Below are 15,287 nucleotides of genomic sequence, written 5' to 3'. Positions count from 1 at the left end.
TATTCCCCCTTTAATTGTAATTTATAAATTTAAAGCTATTGTGGTATTGCTCTTCTTTGTAGAAATACCTATAAATTTCATAGTTTCATAAGTAGTTTGATGACCGAGGTATTTTTGAATAATAGATATCGATATACCTGATTGATAAGCATGATATGCAAATGTTTTTCTAAGAGTGGTCAAACCAATATGCAACATCCCTAATTCATTAGCAGCCGCATGTATAATTCGATATGCTTGTTGCCTCGACAAACCTTTAAATGTTCTATTTGATTGAAACAACAATTGATTTTCATTTAGACCTTCCTCATTTATATAATCAAATAACTCATTTCTTAAATCATCAGGTAATTTGATATAAATATTAGGAGCGTGATCTTCAAGCCAATATAACTTTATGTGATCGTCTGATCCTTTGACATCATTAACACATAAATTCAATAATTCAGATAGTTTAACACCTGTATGTATTGCAAATTTAAACAGTAAATAATCCCGCCTAGACTTACAGCTCAATACTTTATACATTGATTTAATTTCTTCAATATCCCTAATAGGATCCACTTGATTCATATTTCCACCTCTCACACCATAAATGTTTCTTATTTAATGATATATGATATTTATGTCACATGGAAGTATTTAATACAAATTTCTTAATTTTTTTTGCCCATTTTGCTATTCGCAGTCGATATATATAGTGAAAGGAGGTTAATTACAATGAATAATATCAGTCAACTCGCAGTTACATTATCGCGTACATTGTTCGACAAAAATGGTAAAGCTAGTCAGTTTAAGCGTCATTTCGCTAATTTAAATACAGACGTAAAAACTGAACAACTTAAAAGTTTCAAATCCATTATAGAACAAATCACAGGAGAACGATTTGACAAACTTGAAGTCATTAAGACAGAAACAATTAATTAAGGAGGAAACGAAATATGTCACAAACGTTAGAACTTATTTTCAACGATGCTGTTAATAAGACGGTCAAATTACAAATACCCAAGATTGAGCATTTTATAAACGAATCTACCGTAAAAGAAGGTATGGCCAAATTAATAGAGTTGGATATTTTGAGACCGAAGTCAGGTATTCCTAAAACAGCCCATGCTGCACAAATTATAGATAAATCTACTAAACTCATATTTGAAAATTAAATATCTAGTAATATCGACGTAATGGACTATAATTAAAAAACGTTACGTAAAAAAGGCTTGAAACAAATGTTTCAGGCCTTTTTACTGGTTAATAATAAACGTCAGATTATATAATCAACTGACTACTTTCCTATTCTAATCTATCATTAATCTCTCTAAGGTCTTAGCCTGACGGTATCACCAAAAAATATCTTTTTCTTACCCAATTTTTTACACATTGAGTATTTATCATATACTTCAACAACTTGAGCTAAATTTTTATATGTCCGTCTAGGATTCAACACTTCTATAAATTGATTCTTTTTTATTTGATCGTTACTGCCTGCACCAACAAAAAAAGTTTCTTCATCTAAAAGACGAATTATGGAAAGTTGTTTCAATATCTATAGTCACTCACTTCTAAAATTACTTTCATTATTCAAAATACATTAAATTTGTTAATTTTTCATTATCTAAAAAACATCAACATATATATTTTATTATACTTTGTTTGTTGTGTACATTATTTTCTCTGATATACATATATTTCTGCTCCCAATTTAAATGTATGCATACATTAATCTTTCCTTTATAATAAAGTTATCTCAAAGGAAAGCGTGGTTTAATGATTCTCTTATATATCATTGGTATTATTGCAGGTATGGTAGTTCCATTTCAAACTTCAATCAATTCTAGATTGAGTTTATATACAAAATCTTCATTCTATGCATCAACCATTTCATTTGCAACAGGTACTCTTTTTTTAATTTTAATTAATCTTATTATTAATCCCCATGTTTTTACGGGTCAATTTTATAGCAATCAATCATTGAATTATCAATGGTTTGTTGGTGGTATGCTAGGCGTTATTTTCTTAACAGGAAATCTATTGCTTTTGCCACGTTTAGGGGCTTCTTTAACAGTCGTTATGACTGTGGCAGGTCAAATTATAATGGGCGTTGCAATTGATAGCTTTGGTTGGTTCGGCGCCGATAAACATCCCTTTACTTTACTAAAAGTGTTAGGAATTCTCTTTTTAATTGTAGGTATTTTACTTATGAATTATGTCCGACGAAACCCTAAAGACAAATCACAGTCTTCAACAGTTTATATATGGCTCATTATTGGTTTTATATTTGGCTTTTGCCCGCCTATCCAAACAACCATTAATAGTGCGTTGGGTCAGCAATTACATTCATCAATAATGGCATCACTAGTATCCTTTACAGTTGGTACCATTGTATTATTTATATTGACACTGATATTTAACAAAAGTCTTAAAGTTGCAACTTTTAATAGTAAACAAGGCAAATTAAAACCTATTTATTTTATCGGTGGCATATTAGGTGTCATCTTCGTAACGACAAATATTATCTTGATGCCACATTTAGGTGCTGCGCTGACAACGATTATTGTGATGCTAGGTCAAATGCTAATGGGTATCATCATAGATCATTTTGGTCTATTAGGCACACACGTTAATAAAGTAACAACACGTAAAGTTTCAGGCATTATAGCCATTATGATTGGTATTATATTGCTCAGATTATTTTAAAATTGTAATAGTGCGTCATTTACTTTTATCAAACTGTAAATGACGCACTTTTTTTATGGCAAATAAAGTTATTTTCACTGTATAATCAAACTATATTAACAACAAGAGGTGACCTTATTGCGAAAAATTTTTGCATTACTTATATTATTAATAATTTTAAGTAGTATTGCCTTATTTTGTTGGTACTATTTAAAATCAATATCCCCTAATCAAACCAACGCTCATATAGAAACTATCAAAATTAAGTATGAACCCTCCTATAACTTTACAGGCATGTATTACCCAACCCAAATAACCAATCTATTATCCGAAACAGATAAAGGCTATATTCATAATTGGTTTATAAAAAATAATGATAGTGTTAAAAAAAATCAACCACTTTTCGAATATTACAATCCTCACGCCGAACGTCTCATTGCTAACAAGCAAAAATATCTTTCCGTCTTAAAGCAAAAGAATCCAAGACCACAGCCAATTATTAGTAATGAAATCAGCAAGACGCAATCAGAAATTGAATCATTACAGTCGACGTTACGTACCGTCATTTATGCCCCGCTTGATGGTAACATCCATATAAACCAAAATTTTCCTACTAAAGATAAAGAACTTATTCTGCAAATTTTTAATTCTAATGCTATAATCAAATCTGTTGTTTCTGAATCACTGATAACACAATTACATGAAAATGATAAAGTATTGCTTAAAGATGACAATCAAAGAATTTTCACTGGTGAAATAACATATATTTCTAAATTACCAATACAATTTGATTCTACAGCTAAAAATTCGCAATATAATGTAGAAGTAAGTACTAACTTAAAATCATTATATGGCAAGCATTATAATATTGAAAAACCTAATAAAAAAATTGTAATACCGAAGACTGCAATATATGATAATAAATTTGTTTTCTTACAAAGAAATAAAAAATTTATTAAACGGGTTATCAAAACACAAAATATGGGTAATAAAAAAGATGTATTAATTCTTGAAGGTTTAAGACAAGGAGACATAATCGCTAAAAATGCTGATACATTAGCATCTCAAAATTAGATGTACACAGTATAAATAGCAATTACCTTTAAATACAAAACGCTTATTTACTATTTTTATCAAATTACGGAAAATTGAAACAAAGATATATTAATTTCAATTCAATCATTGGTATGTATAGAATTGAATTAATATCTGAAATCATTTACGTAACGCTTAAACAGTTTTTTGTTTACTTTCTATTTTTATTTAGTTATAATAAACTAAATAATAGTGGTTTTAATATATTTTACCCAAATATAATTAAGCCATAGATTATGATAAACTCTTTGTTTTACACTTTGAATTAAGACAAATAATTATACAAAAACATTTTTAATATGTATATTTGATTGGGCATATAGAATTAGGGAGGAATAATAGGATGGCTATCACCAAAATCAATGATTGCTTTGAATTATTAGCTATGGTTACTTACGCTGATAAATTAAAAAGTATTATCAAAAAGGAATTTTCTGTAAGTTTTGAGGAGTTTGCTGTATTAACATATATTAGTGAGCACGAAAGTGAAGAATATTATTTAAAAGATATTATTAACCACTTAAACTATAAACAACCTCAAGTTGTTAAAGCAGTAAAAAACTTATCACAAGAGGACTATTTTGATAAAAAACGTAATGAACATGATGAAAGAACTGTATTAATTTTAGTAAACACAAAACAACGCAAAAAAATTAATGAGTTATTATCACGTGTTAACGACCGTATTAAAGCAGCAAACGACGATAAAGAAGTATAAACCTTTCGTTGAAAAATTAGAGTGACAGAAACTTTATTTTTTAAATTCGGTTCCTGGCTACTCTAGTAGGCATAACTTATTAATAAAAAGCTTATAGCGCTTGTTAGAAGCGCTTATTTTAATTTTAATCAGCATATTCAAATTAAAAAATAAACCTAAGACATGATTTATTATGTCTTAGGTTTATTTTTATGTAAGGTATTTTCAAGTGCTTATCATTAGTACAATGTATAAAGAACAGAATACCAAAAATACCACTTCAATATTTTTGATACTCTGTAACATTTATAAAATCACTATAAACATCTAAAAAATGTTTCGGCTCTTCTATATGTGGTGCATGACCAGAATGTTCAAATTCTACCATTTTCAGTGAAGTAAATGCATAATGATACTTTTCTATTACTTCACTAGGAACTAATGAATCATATTTTCCATTAATAATTAATGTTGGTGTCTCCGTATTTTTAATAACAACATCTTTATTAAATACTGGAAATTCCATTAATGCTCTCGTGGCTACGGCACTATCTTCTGCCGATTGTCTACTATAGATAAGTTGGTTTTGGAACCATCTTTTCGCCTTATCTTCTGCTTGGTACATATATGGTAACAATAAAATAAGTGATTCTGACTTATCGAAACCTTCAATTTCATCTTGATGTTCAATCATCAATTTATTTAATCCATGTACGCTATCGATTAAATTACATGCTATCAATGTTAGCGTCTTTACCATCGAGTTATAACTATCATTAAAATGCTTTGCAATCAAGCCGCCCATATCATGCCCAATAATATGCGCCGTTGAAATATCTAACTTTGTCATCAATCCCTTTAAATCTTCTACATGATCTTCCAAATTAAATGAATTGGGTTTAGATGATTTACCGTGACCTCTAACATCGTAAACAATAACTTCATAATGTTGCTTTAATTCCTCTTTTAAACTAAATAATGAAGCCATATTACCATCAAGTCCATGGATTAATATAATAGGAAAACCTTGACCCTCTCGGATGTAAGCAATCTCGTTGTTACAATTTGTTACTAATTTTTTCATTATGGGTCACCTCCCCTTACAAAGGTAATATACCCCATTTCTAAAGTGCGTATGCTATATTTTTTATTTTTAATTATTTTATATTCTGTTATGATTTATAAACATTTTAGATACAATAAAAACACGTACCATTTTGTAGTCATAAGACTTTGAATAAATGCCACGTGTTTTGGTTCACTTTTTAATTAATACAAACATTAATATTATTTTCGTGAAGAGATTCGAATAGTATAATAAATAATCACTATAAGTAGTAAGATCCAAATAACTATAGAAGCACTTTGTGTAATACTTGAGTTGCTTATCATGGCATCAATGGTTTTTTGACATAAAAGTAAACCAATACCTGTAAATTCTAATCTTCTAAAATACAGACCGGATACACTAAATAAAATACCAATAAAAAATACAGCTTGATGTGCATGAATTGTAACAGCAACAATCCCTAAATTGACATTAAAGCCTTGCAAGACAACTAGAATCATCGATACAACAGCGACACCTAATCCTATAACCATTTCGAATTTATTACTATACAGATAATTTTTCCAATCAATTCTTAAATATATAAAAATTGAAATTGGTAAAATCACTAGACAATAAAAAATAGAAGTGCCCGTAGCTGCTTGGAATGGTACATATTGTTTATCATATAGGTAAGATAACAGGATAAAATTCACAATAAAAAATATGATAGGATTCAATTGTAAAGTGAATAAATTACGTTGTATAGTTAAAATAATTTCAGCTGGTGATTTACGTCTATATTCTATATAATCTTCATCTTTTGCTTCTGATTTTTTCAAATCTTTTTTTAGTTTCTCTTTAATATCGTCTATTAAATTAGGAGAAAGCCCTTTATGAGTAAAATAGTCATTTATATTTTCTACTAAAACTTTGTCGTTAACTCTCATGATTGGCTCCTTTAAATCATTTTTTAATTTATGTAATGACTCGCTATTTTAAAATCATTAAAATAAAATAATATAACCTTTAATTCAGTTAATATTCTCATATTACTTACTATTTTAACAATAAATTGAGGCTAAGACATTAATAAATGTCTTAGCCTCTCAATTAATATTGGTAGTTTAAGTCCTACTTTAAAGAACCACTTTTTTAAAGTCATACTATTCAACCATCAAAATTCTAATTCGCTACCACACAATTCGCTAAAATATTACAAAGTAAATGTTATTTACCCATATCTATACGATATAATTTGATATCTTTATCACTTGGTGATGCTGAACTAAATTGATAAGATAATTCATCATCTTGTACATAACCAAAGTTACCAGTGACATTATTATAATGTTCACGTGTAACAGCGTTTTTACTTACCTGTGATTTAACATCTTTATATGTTGGGCCATTTGTATCATTGTAACTCATAGAAACGCGGATAATTTTACCTTTGTTTTTCTTACCGTCTGCCGTCACAACAAGCACACCGTTTTCTTTTTTAAATTCATAATAATGTTCATTACCATCAGGACTATATGAATAAATTGGTGCGTTATTTTCATTCAATACACTTTGTATAGAAGCGCCTATTTTAGCACCTTCTAGCGTTGTATCTCCTTGTTGAAGTGATTTAACACTTTGGATAGAGTTACCTGATGCTGCGTCAACACTACCTGTACTAAATCCAGAGATCGCTAAGCCTGAAACTAGGATTGCTGCAAATACTTTTTTCATAAGCACTCTCTCCTTCTGTATATATAAGTTATCTTGTGCTTATCTATATTGTACTATAAACATTACTAAAATAACAGTGGTGTTACAAAAATATTACAAAAACCTATCATTCTGTAATCAAAGTAACATTTATATTTTAACGACTACAAATTATGTTATTACTCGTTAGCTAAATGAAATTGTCTCATTTTCACAATTTTCTCAATCAACTATTTCATATTATTATTTAATTATATCTGTTACTCTCACAGTAATATTCACCTATCTAATCAATTTTTAGCTTCAAAAAAAGCAAACCAAACGCTATAATTAGCTTTTGATTTGCTTACAATACTGTATTTAGTACAACATCGTTGGCTCATGTGCTTTAATAAATGTAGTTACAACATCTACAAATTTCTCTTTCTCTTCCACAAATGGATATAACCCTGATGCTGTAAAAACATCAAATTTCACTTCTCCTATATAGTCACCTACTTCTTTTGCTTCAACAACGGTAGTTCTCTCACCATGTTGACCTACAATAATTAAAGTCGGTGAATTAACTGTACTTAAGTAACGCATAATATTATTATCATTAAACGAATCTTTCACAGCATTTAATTCTGATTTTGTTGCAATGTTGTTTGTATTATCTACTTGTTTCAAGAATTTTTTGGCTTTGCGTTTAGAATAATATAAATGCTTATCTAGGAATTTTTGTTGCGCTTCTTTATCCCAATTTCTAATCAGGTCAGCGTGCTTTCGATACAAGCGTTCCTCAGGTGACATATCACTCAATAAAGTTGGATTGATTAATGTTAATGAACTTGTCATATCTGGATATAATGATGCAAATGATACCGCAACAGAAGCCCCTAATTCATGGCCGATAAATGAACACTGAGTTACATATAAGTGATCTAATAACGCTTTAATATCCTGTGCATATGTTTCAAAATTAATTTCATTTGGCTTATCTGAATAACCATGACCACGTAAATCAACTAATAAAACTTGATTATGCTTATTAAATTTCTCTTCAATATCATTAAAAACAGTTAAATTGTCTAAAGCAGTGTGTATCATCACTATCACATTGCCTTCTCCACTCGTTCTATAATTTAAGGCTACACCATCTCTTGTTGTAAATAGATTCATAATTATCTCCCTTTCTTTCCAATAGGTAATATAGATAACAGTTCTTCAGTAGTGTTGATTGTAAAGTCAACTTCTTCTGGTAAAGGTTCTACATCGACTGTTTGTTCTTCTTTAAACCACACACTAACCATTCCCATCGCTCTTGCTGGCGCTACATCATTTAGTGGGTCATCGCCCACGTACATTGTCTCTTCTGGTTTTGTGCCTAATTGATCTAACATATCTTCAAAAATCTTCGGATGTGGTTTACGATAGCCAACAGTTTCTGAAGTGGATAAGTAGTTTATAGCATCTTCTACACCTAACGCATGCATTCGATATTGCTTTATCTTAGATTTACCATTAGCTATGACACCTGTTAAATAACCACTGTTTGTCAATTTTTCTAACGTATATAATGTATCGTAATATGGAAAGACATAACGATAAAAATGCATCTCAAAGTCATGAAATAAATCTTTCCAAGTTAAACGATCGACGTGAAAATCTTTAATAATTGCTTTATACAGTTCTGGTTTATCATGATCTTCATCATCATCTAGCTCAATAAATTTTCTTTTAAAATCTTCAAGTTGAATACGCACCAAATAATCGTGAAATCGCTCATATTGCTCTTCAATAAATTTTTCACGTGATTTTTTTCGGTCTAAAAGTGTACCTTCTAAATCAAATACGACCGCTTTAACTTGTGTTAAGTCCATTATCATAACCTCTTTATTTACAATTTTTCAAACAGGCAAATTTTGCTTTATATTTTAAATAGAACTATCTAACCATGAACACGCGATTGTGTTATCATAATATAAAATAATACTGGGATACCAAGTAAAGCTAAAATAATACTAGCTGGGATTTGGAAAGGATCTAACAACGTACTTCCCAACCAATCTGAGAGTACCATAATTGTACCACCTATTATCATGTTCAGTACCATTTGTTGACCTAAATTATAATGCACACTGTTTCGTCTTACAAGTTGAGGAATAACCATTCCAATAAATCCTATAACACCCACATATGCCACAATAACTGCAGTCATAATTGAAGCAATTAACAATAAAATATACGTCACGCTTTTCACACTTAGTCCTAATGATTGCGCACGTAAATCTCCAAGTTGTAATAACTTTATTTTAGAAATCATACCGAATAGTATTATCACACTTATTAGGGTTACAACACCAATATAAATGACTTCATTGTACTCTGCAGATGAAAATCCGCCAAACATATAATTTACTATATTCTTCATCTTACTTTGATTAAATATAATCAAAACATATAAAAACGCATTAAATAGTGCCCCTATCATAATTCCAGCTAATATTAATGTTCTAATTGGATAGCCTTTTGACATAGCTGTAGTTAAAGCAATAACTAAGATTAGTGTAATTATACTGAATACTACTGAAAATATTGGCAACCATATAAATGAAACACCTAAAACAACAGCTAAACCCGATCCAAACGTAGCACCACTTGCAAGACCTAAAGTGAAACTATCTGCTAAGGGATTATTTAGCAAAGTTTGAAACATATGTCCCGCTAATGTTAAACCTACTCCTGCAAATAATGCTTGCAACATTCTCGGCATTCTCACTTGATATAAAATTGTTTGGGATAATGTATCGTTCACATGTCCAATCCCCCACACCAAACTTAATAAAATGCTCGTTATAAGAAGTATTGACCATATGATGATTGCTTTATAATATCTCATTGCTTTCTAAGCCACGCTTTCACTTACTTATTTCAACTATTACAATACCACCTGTAATCCATTAACACTATATTTAATCGCATGTTTTTCTTAAATTATAAAAAGAGAACGAAACATAACTCTAAACTTTTGCTTAGGTTTACATTCCGTCCCTCACGACTAACTAACATTTTTCACATTCTAGCAAGGAAGTATGTAATACTCAACATATTACGCATCAGTTATCATGTTTAAAGCTCCTTATGATAATTACAACCTTTTCTATACTTATTATTTATAAATTGCATCTCTTAACGCTTTCAATCCGTCATCGATTCTCGGGCCTGGACGTGAAATTTGATCTCCATTTATCGCTTCAATGTTATTCTTTTTTACCGCATTAATTTCATTAAAACCGCCACGTTGATCAATAACTTTCTCGTATTCTGATTTTGAAATACCCATCGTAGATATCAAAATATCAGGATTCTTCTTAATGATATCTTCTTTACTAACTTTTTGCCAACCTGTTAAATTAGAAAAGCTGTTATCTACTTTTAATTGATTTAGCATATCATCAAAAAATGTTTCTTTACCTGCAGTATATATTTCTGGTTCAGATGACACCTCCATAAATACTTTTTGGGCTTTAGCATTTTCAGGAATCGTATCTTTAACTTCTTTAATATTTGATTTTGTTTCATTTACAAGTTCCTTAGCCTCTTTATTTTTACCAGTGACATCCCCTATTTGATAAAATGTTTTATACATTTCATCAATGGATTGAGCATCTTTGACATATACAACTTTCACGCCATTTTCCTTTAGTGAATTGAGTATTTTACCACTCGTAGACTTTTGAGATTCATGCGCCAAAATCAAATCAGGTTTAGCCTTTAACAATGCTTCTTTATTTAATTTCATCGCATCAAATTGTTTTTTATCTTTTACTTCTTTCGGATAATCATCTACAGTTGAAACACCAACCACTCTGTCTCCTAAACCTAATTCATATAAAATTTCAGTGTTACTTGGTATCAACGATACAATTCGTTTATAATTATGATTTTCTGACTGCTCATTTTTTTCTGATTGATTAGAATTTGTACCACATGCTACTAAAAGCATAGACATAACAATAAAAAGACATACTATTTTAAATTGCTTTTTCATTTCCTTAACTCCTATTATCAATTTTCTTTTATCATACCAAATCCCAATACATTTTTAATTATTTTTTTGTAATATTTTGTTTCAAATTCAGACAGATATTGACATAATTCCATGAAGATAGCGGACAGTTTCCCAGTGCTTCACATAAAGTTTTGCTCTTATATCAACGTAATTGAAACAATATGAGCAAATCACAATTTTCACATACAAATCTTTTTTAATTAAAATCATCGTACGAAGTATTTTTCTAAAAAATCAACTTTGCTTGTTCCACCACCATTAAAGTATGCTTTACCAAAATTATCTAATAGTGCATGAAATTCATTTGCATCTTGATTAGTAAAACTATCTGGCAGTGCGACATGTTTTTTAAGCTTTTCGTAACTCGTAGTATGATCATAACCCAATTTATAATATATTCTTCGCGTATAACTGTCCGGTATAAATTCAACACCACCAAAAATATAGACAAGTAAAACATCTGCCGTCTCACTCCCAATACCTTTTATACTTAACAATTCTTTACGAAGATTTTCTTGAAAATATTTGTTAATGGCTTCATAATCAAAATCAAATTGCTCTAACCATCTAAATAAAGCATGAATCGTTTGTGCTTTACTTTTGTAAAATCCACTAGATCTTATAACCTTTTGCAAAGTTTCAATTTCTAAATTTAGTATTTGTTGGGTTTCTAATGAAGTCTTATGTTTAAGAGATTCAATTGCATATGCAGCATTTCTCCAATTCGTATTTTGAACTAAAATTGCTCCTAACATAATTTCAACTTTTGTATCGGCAGGCCACCAACCTTGTGGACCCATGTGATGATATAATTTACGATATAACGTTTCGGTGTCTAAATTCACTTGAATCTTCCCCTAAATATGTTTGATTTTCTTCAAATTTTAACACAATAAAAAGAGCTAGCACGATTTATTATTTTTTAAGTAAGCTGACATCAGCACACTCAAAAATAACAAATTTCATACTAGCTCTCTTTTATTTACTCATTACATTGATTCTGGTGCAGTCACACCAACTAAATCAAGCGCATTATGCAATGTAATTCTCACTGCATCTACTAAAGCAATAAGCGCTTTTGTCTTATCTTCATCATCTGTCAGCACTTTTTCAGCATTATAAAACTTATGGAAATGTGAAGCCAAATCTTGAATATAGTTTGTAATTCTATGTGGCGCTCTATTCGTAGCAGCACTTTGTATTGTAGTCTCAAATTCAGCAATTTTTTTCAACAAATCAATTGCTTTGTCATTTGTAATAAGTGAATAATCTGCGTCTTTAGAAGGCGTAATACCTCTTTCAGCCGCTTGTCTCAATATAGAACAAATACGCGCGTGTGCATATTGAGCATAATAAACTGGATTATCTTGTGATTCTTGTTTAGCAAGTTCCATATCAAAATCAAAGTGTGTATCAGGGCTACGCATTGTTAAGAAATAACGAGCAGCATCTACGCCCACTTCGTCCATAATTTCACGTAACGTAATAGCATTACCTGTACGTTTGCTCATTTTAACTTCTTTTCCGTCTTGCATTAAACGCACCATTTGCATAATTTGTATCTCAAGACGTTCACTATCCACACCAAATGTTTCAAGCGAAGCTTTTAAGCGATTGATATAACCATGATGGTCAGCACCAAATAAATTGATTAAAGTATCATTACCACGCTCAATTTTATCAAAGTGATATGCAATATCTGGTAAGAAATAAGTGTAATTACCATCATTTTTGATTAATACTCTGTCCTTATCATCCTTAAAATCAGTAGTACGTAACCATGTAGCACCATCTTTTTCGTAAGTATAACCAAGTTCAGTCATTTTATTAAGCACTTCTGTGATTTCGCCTTTTTCATATAAAGTCGTTTCACTGAACCAACTATCAAAATGGGTATTAAAATCAGCTAAATCTGTTCTTAATTTTTCCATTTCATAATCGACGCCTAATTTTCTAAATGTTTTAATACGCGTTTCTTCATCTAGATCTTTTAATTCTGGCTGCTTTTCAGCTAAATCTTTACCAATATTAATAATATCTTTTCCGTGGTATCCGCCCTCTGGCATTTCAAATGAGTAATCACCAAGCGCTTCAAAATAGCGTGCTTCAATAGAACGCGCTAAATTGGTAATTTGATTACCAGCATCATTAATGTAATATTCTCTAGTTACATTATAACCTGCTGCAGTTAAAATATTAGCCAATGTATCACCAACAGCCGCATTACGTGCATGCCCAATGTGTAGGTCTCCAGTTGGATTTGCAGACACATATTCTAGTAATATGTTTTTACCATTTTTTTCTTCTGTGCTTCCAAATTCAGTGCCTTTATCTATAGCTTCTGAGATGATAGCGGTTAGATAAGCATTATCTAAATAAAAATTTATAAAACCAGGTCCAGCAATTTGTACTTTTTCAACATTTGCTGCAGTTGTATCTAAATGGTCTACGATTGCTTGGGCAATTTCACGTGGATTACGTTTCGCAATCTTGGTTAAAACCATTGCAATGTTCGTTGAATAATCACCATTAGAAGTATCTTTAGGGATTTCAACTTTAATTTCTGGAATTTCACTTGCGTCTGCAAGTTCTGCTTGCTCTATACTATGCTTGATTTCTTCTATCAATGTTTGTTTCACTTGATCAATTATATTCATTTACGGCGTCTCCTTATAAATAATTTCATATTGGTAAGAACCCATTTTTTCTTCATCTTGAATTAAATCATAATGCACTTTTAACTTACCGCCATCATCTAATACAAAATGTAAAATAGAGTGTGTACGTACAGTTAACGGAATTCGACCACCACTAATTTCGTATAAAGTAATTGTATCCTCACCTTCAACAAAATGAAGATTCATATTGATATCACCTTTACGAATAATTTTCACACCAGTTTCTTCAATTTTAACTGTCACATTGACAGTCATTTCATTAACTTCTTCTTGATAACGTATAAACTCAGCGTTTCGTTTTTGCCATGTGCCTCGTGTATTCACATTAAATTTTTCTTTATTATCAAATTGTTTAACAACTTGTTTAGTTTGGATATTAACATTGTTTTCCAATGTACGTTTCACCCTAATCTTTTAAAATAATACACACCATTATAGCATACTTAATATACGCATTACAGTTGAGAAAACGATTTTTATCATAGAGTTATTTTCTTTAAATAACGTATATCTATACAAAATAAAGAAATTATATAGACAAACTCCTACGATTGTATACACATAAAGTAAATCATATCTTTTTTAGGTATAGTAAAAGTTAGCACAGTAGAAAGTAACTGCGTATCAATATTAAATCAAACTTTCACTTAATTTAATATAGCGAAAGGGAGATAGCAATACCTTATTTAAAGGTTTAGCCATCTCCCGATATCATTAATTATTCGCTTTTAAAGTTTCATGTAATAGTGCTGTAGAATTACGCCACATCTCTGCATCATGTGATTCAAGAAATTCTCTTAACACAACTTTATTTTCTTCACCAATATGATCTATTTCGATTTGATGTTTCATTGATTTATCCATCATATTAACATGTTCAGGCATACTCTTATACCCTCTACGAATACTCTTATTTACTAATAAGTAGCAAGCTGTAACACCGGCATAGTAAGGTCCGTTTTCTCCTCTTTCAGTTGTAACCCAACATAGCCAATATGGCTTCGCTTCGTCACCTTCTACTACTTCTTTTTCTTTAATCCATTTAACGCCTTTTTCAACGCTCGAACGTGCGTGCATACCACCTATATCAATAAAAGCCTCTTTATTTTGTACATCTATAAAGACAGGCGCTACGTTGTCTAAACTTATTGAGCCTATATTTGTACCCTTATGCCCGTCTAGTGGATCATTTTTGATAATATTGAATTTAAACCCTTTATTTTCAGCCATTATCGCACACCTCCCGCATTTTCATTAAATTTATAATAGTTTTTGAACTTAATCAATTATTGTCTACTAAATATTGAGTTTAACAGTGATGTTTTA

The 15,287-nt window shown here is 30.4% G+C and carries 17 protein-coding genes and 1 pseudogene; 5 read left to right on the top strand and 13 right to left on the bottom strand.

Annotated elements, in window-relative coordinates:
* Window positions 1–21 precede the first annotated feature (21 nt).
* Window positions 22–573, bottom strand: a complete 552-nt coding sequence (locus tag BTM19_RS07300; RefSeq protein ID WP_029377798.1) for a tyrosine-type recombinase/integrase — start codon at window positions 571–573, stop codon at window positions 22–24.
* Window positions 574–720: 147 nt separating this feature from the next.
* On the opposite strand from BTM19_RS07300, the gene sroA reads away from it, so the two are divergent.
* Window positions 721–927, top strand: a complete 207-nt coding sequence (gene sroA / locus BTM19_RS07295) for a sigS mRNA-stabilizing protein SroA (protein WP_029377799.1) — start codon at window positions 721–723, stop codon at window positions 925–927.
* 14 nt (window positions 928–941) lie between these two features.
* Entirely contained in the window at window positions 942–1,160 is a 219-nt protein-coding gene (locus BTM19_RS07290; protein ID WP_029377800.1) for a DUF2922 domain-containing protein, read from the top strand.
* Window positions 1,161–1,315: 155 nt separating this feature from the next.
* On the opposite strand, the gene BTM19_RS07285 is transcribed toward BTM19_RS07290, so the two are convergent.
* Window positions 1,316–1,540, bottom strand: coding sequence for a hypothetical protein (locus BTM19_RS07285; protein ID WP_037557080.1), 225 nt, complete (start codon window positions 1,538–1,540; stop codon window positions 1,316–1,318).
* Between the two features lie 224 nt (window positions 1,541–1,764).
* Between BTM19_RS07285 and BTM19_RS07280 the strand changes: the two genes are divergently transcribed.
* The 3 genes from BTM19_RS07280 to sarA all read left to right on the top strand — a co-directional run bounded on the left by BTM19_RS07280 (window position 1,765) and on the right by sarA (window position 4,486).
* Window positions 1,765–2,694, top strand: a complete 930-nt coding sequence (locus tag BTM19_RS07280; RefSeq protein ID WP_029377801.1) for a DMT family transporter — start codon at window positions 1,765–1,767, stop codon at window positions 2,692–2,694.
* Window positions 2,695–2,811: 117 nt separating this feature from the next.
* Window positions 2,812–3,747, top strand: coding sequence for an HlyD family efflux transporter periplasmic adaptor subunit (locus BTM19_RS07275; RefSeq protein WP_029377802.1), 936 nt, complete (start codon window positions 2,812–2,814; stop codon window positions 3,745–3,747).
* Between the two features lie 364 nt (window positions 3,748–4,111).
* A complete protein-coding gene (gene sarA, locus BTM19_RS07270; protein ID WP_029377803.1) occupies window positions 4,112–4,486 on the top strand; it encodes a global transcriptional regulator SarA in 375 nt (124 codons plus the stop codon).
* Between the two features lie 259 nt (window positions 4,487–4,745).
* Here the strand turns inward: sarA and BTM19_RS07265 are convergent, their stop codons facing one another.
* From BTM19_RS07265 to BTM19_RS07215, 11 genes and pseudogenes are all read right to left on the bottom strand, one after another.
* On the bottom strand, window positions 4,746–5,549 hold the full coding sequence (locus tag BTM19_RS07265; RefSeq protein WP_029377804.1) for an alpha/beta fold hydrolase: 804 nt from the start codon (window positions 5,547–5,549) through the stop codon (window positions 4,746–4,748).
* 203 nt (window positions 5,550–5,752) lie between these two features.
* On the bottom strand, window positions 5,753–6,463 hold the full coding sequence (locus BTM19_RS07260; RefSeq protein ID WP_029377805.1) for a hypothetical protein: 711 nt from the start codon (window positions 6,461–6,463) through the stop codon (window positions 5,753–5,755).
* Window positions 6,464–6,743: 280 nt separating this feature from the next.
* Window positions 6,744–7,250 (bottom strand): SA0570 family protein, encoded by a 507-nt coding sequence (locus tag BTM19_RS07255; protein ID WP_029377806.1) that lies wholly within the window; start codon window positions 7,248–7,250, stop codon window positions 6,744–6,746.
* 339 nt (window positions 7,251–7,589) lie between these two features.
* Window positions 7,590–8,390: an alpha/beta fold hydrolase gene (locus BTM19_RS07250; RefSeq protein WP_029377807.1), complete on the bottom strand. Its 801-nt coding sequence runs from the start codon at window positions 8,388–8,390 to the stop codon at window positions 7,590–7,592.
* Window positions 8,347–9,091, bottom strand: a pseudogene (locus BTM19_RS07245) (HAD family hydrolase). Before BTM19_RS07245 ends, BTM19_RS07250 begins: the two are co-directional and overlap by 44 nt.
* 68 nt (window positions 9,092–9,159) lie before the next feature.
* Window positions 9,160–10,110, bottom strand: a complete 951-nt coding sequence (locus BTM19_RS07240; RefSeq protein ID WP_029377809.1) for a FecCD family ABC transporter permease — start codon at window positions 10,108–10,110, stop codon at window positions 9,160–9,162.
* 270 nt (window positions 10,111–10,380) lie between these two features.
* On the bottom strand, window positions 10,381–11,262 hold the full coding sequence (locus BTM19_RS07235) for an ABC transporter substrate-binding protein (RefSeq protein ID WP_029377810.1): 882 nt from the start codon (window positions 11,260–11,262) through the stop codon (window positions 10,381–10,383).
* Window positions 11,263–11,489: 227 nt separating this feature from the next.
* Window positions 11,490–12,128 (bottom strand): endonuclease III domain-containing protein, encoded by a 639-nt coding sequence (locus BTM19_RS07230; protein WP_029377811.1) that lies wholly within the window; start codon window positions 12,126–12,128, stop codon window positions 11,490–11,492.
* 144 nt (window positions 12,129–12,272) lie between these two features.
* A complete protein-coding gene (gene argS / locus BTM19_RS07225) occupies window positions 12,273–13,940 on the bottom strand; it encodes an arginine--tRNA ligase (protein ID WP_029377812.1) in 1,668 nt (555 codons plus the stop codon).
* Window positions 13,941–14,354 (bottom strand): YwiB family protein, encoded by a 414-nt coding sequence (locus tag BTM19_RS07220; RefSeq protein WP_029377813.1) that lies wholly within the window; start codon window positions 14,352–14,354, stop codon window positions 13,941–13,943.
* A 321-nt stretch (window positions 14,355–14,675) separates the two neighbouring features.
* Window positions 14,676–15,191 carry a YwhD family protein gene (locus BTM19_RS07215; RefSeq protein ID WP_029377814.1) on the bottom strand — a complete coding sequence of 172 codons (516 nt, stop codon included), beginning with the start codon at window positions 15,189–15,191 and terminating at the stop codon, window positions 14,676–14,678.
* Between the last annotated feature and the right edge of the window lie 96 nt (window positions 15,192–15,287).

It is taken from the genome of Staphylococcus xylosus (assembly GCF_002732165.1).
Lineage (GTDB): Bacteria > Bacillota > Bacilli > Staphylococcales > Staphylococcaceae > Staphylococcus > Staphylococcus xylosus.
This window is presented reverse-complemented; position numbering and strand designations above follow the sequence as displayed.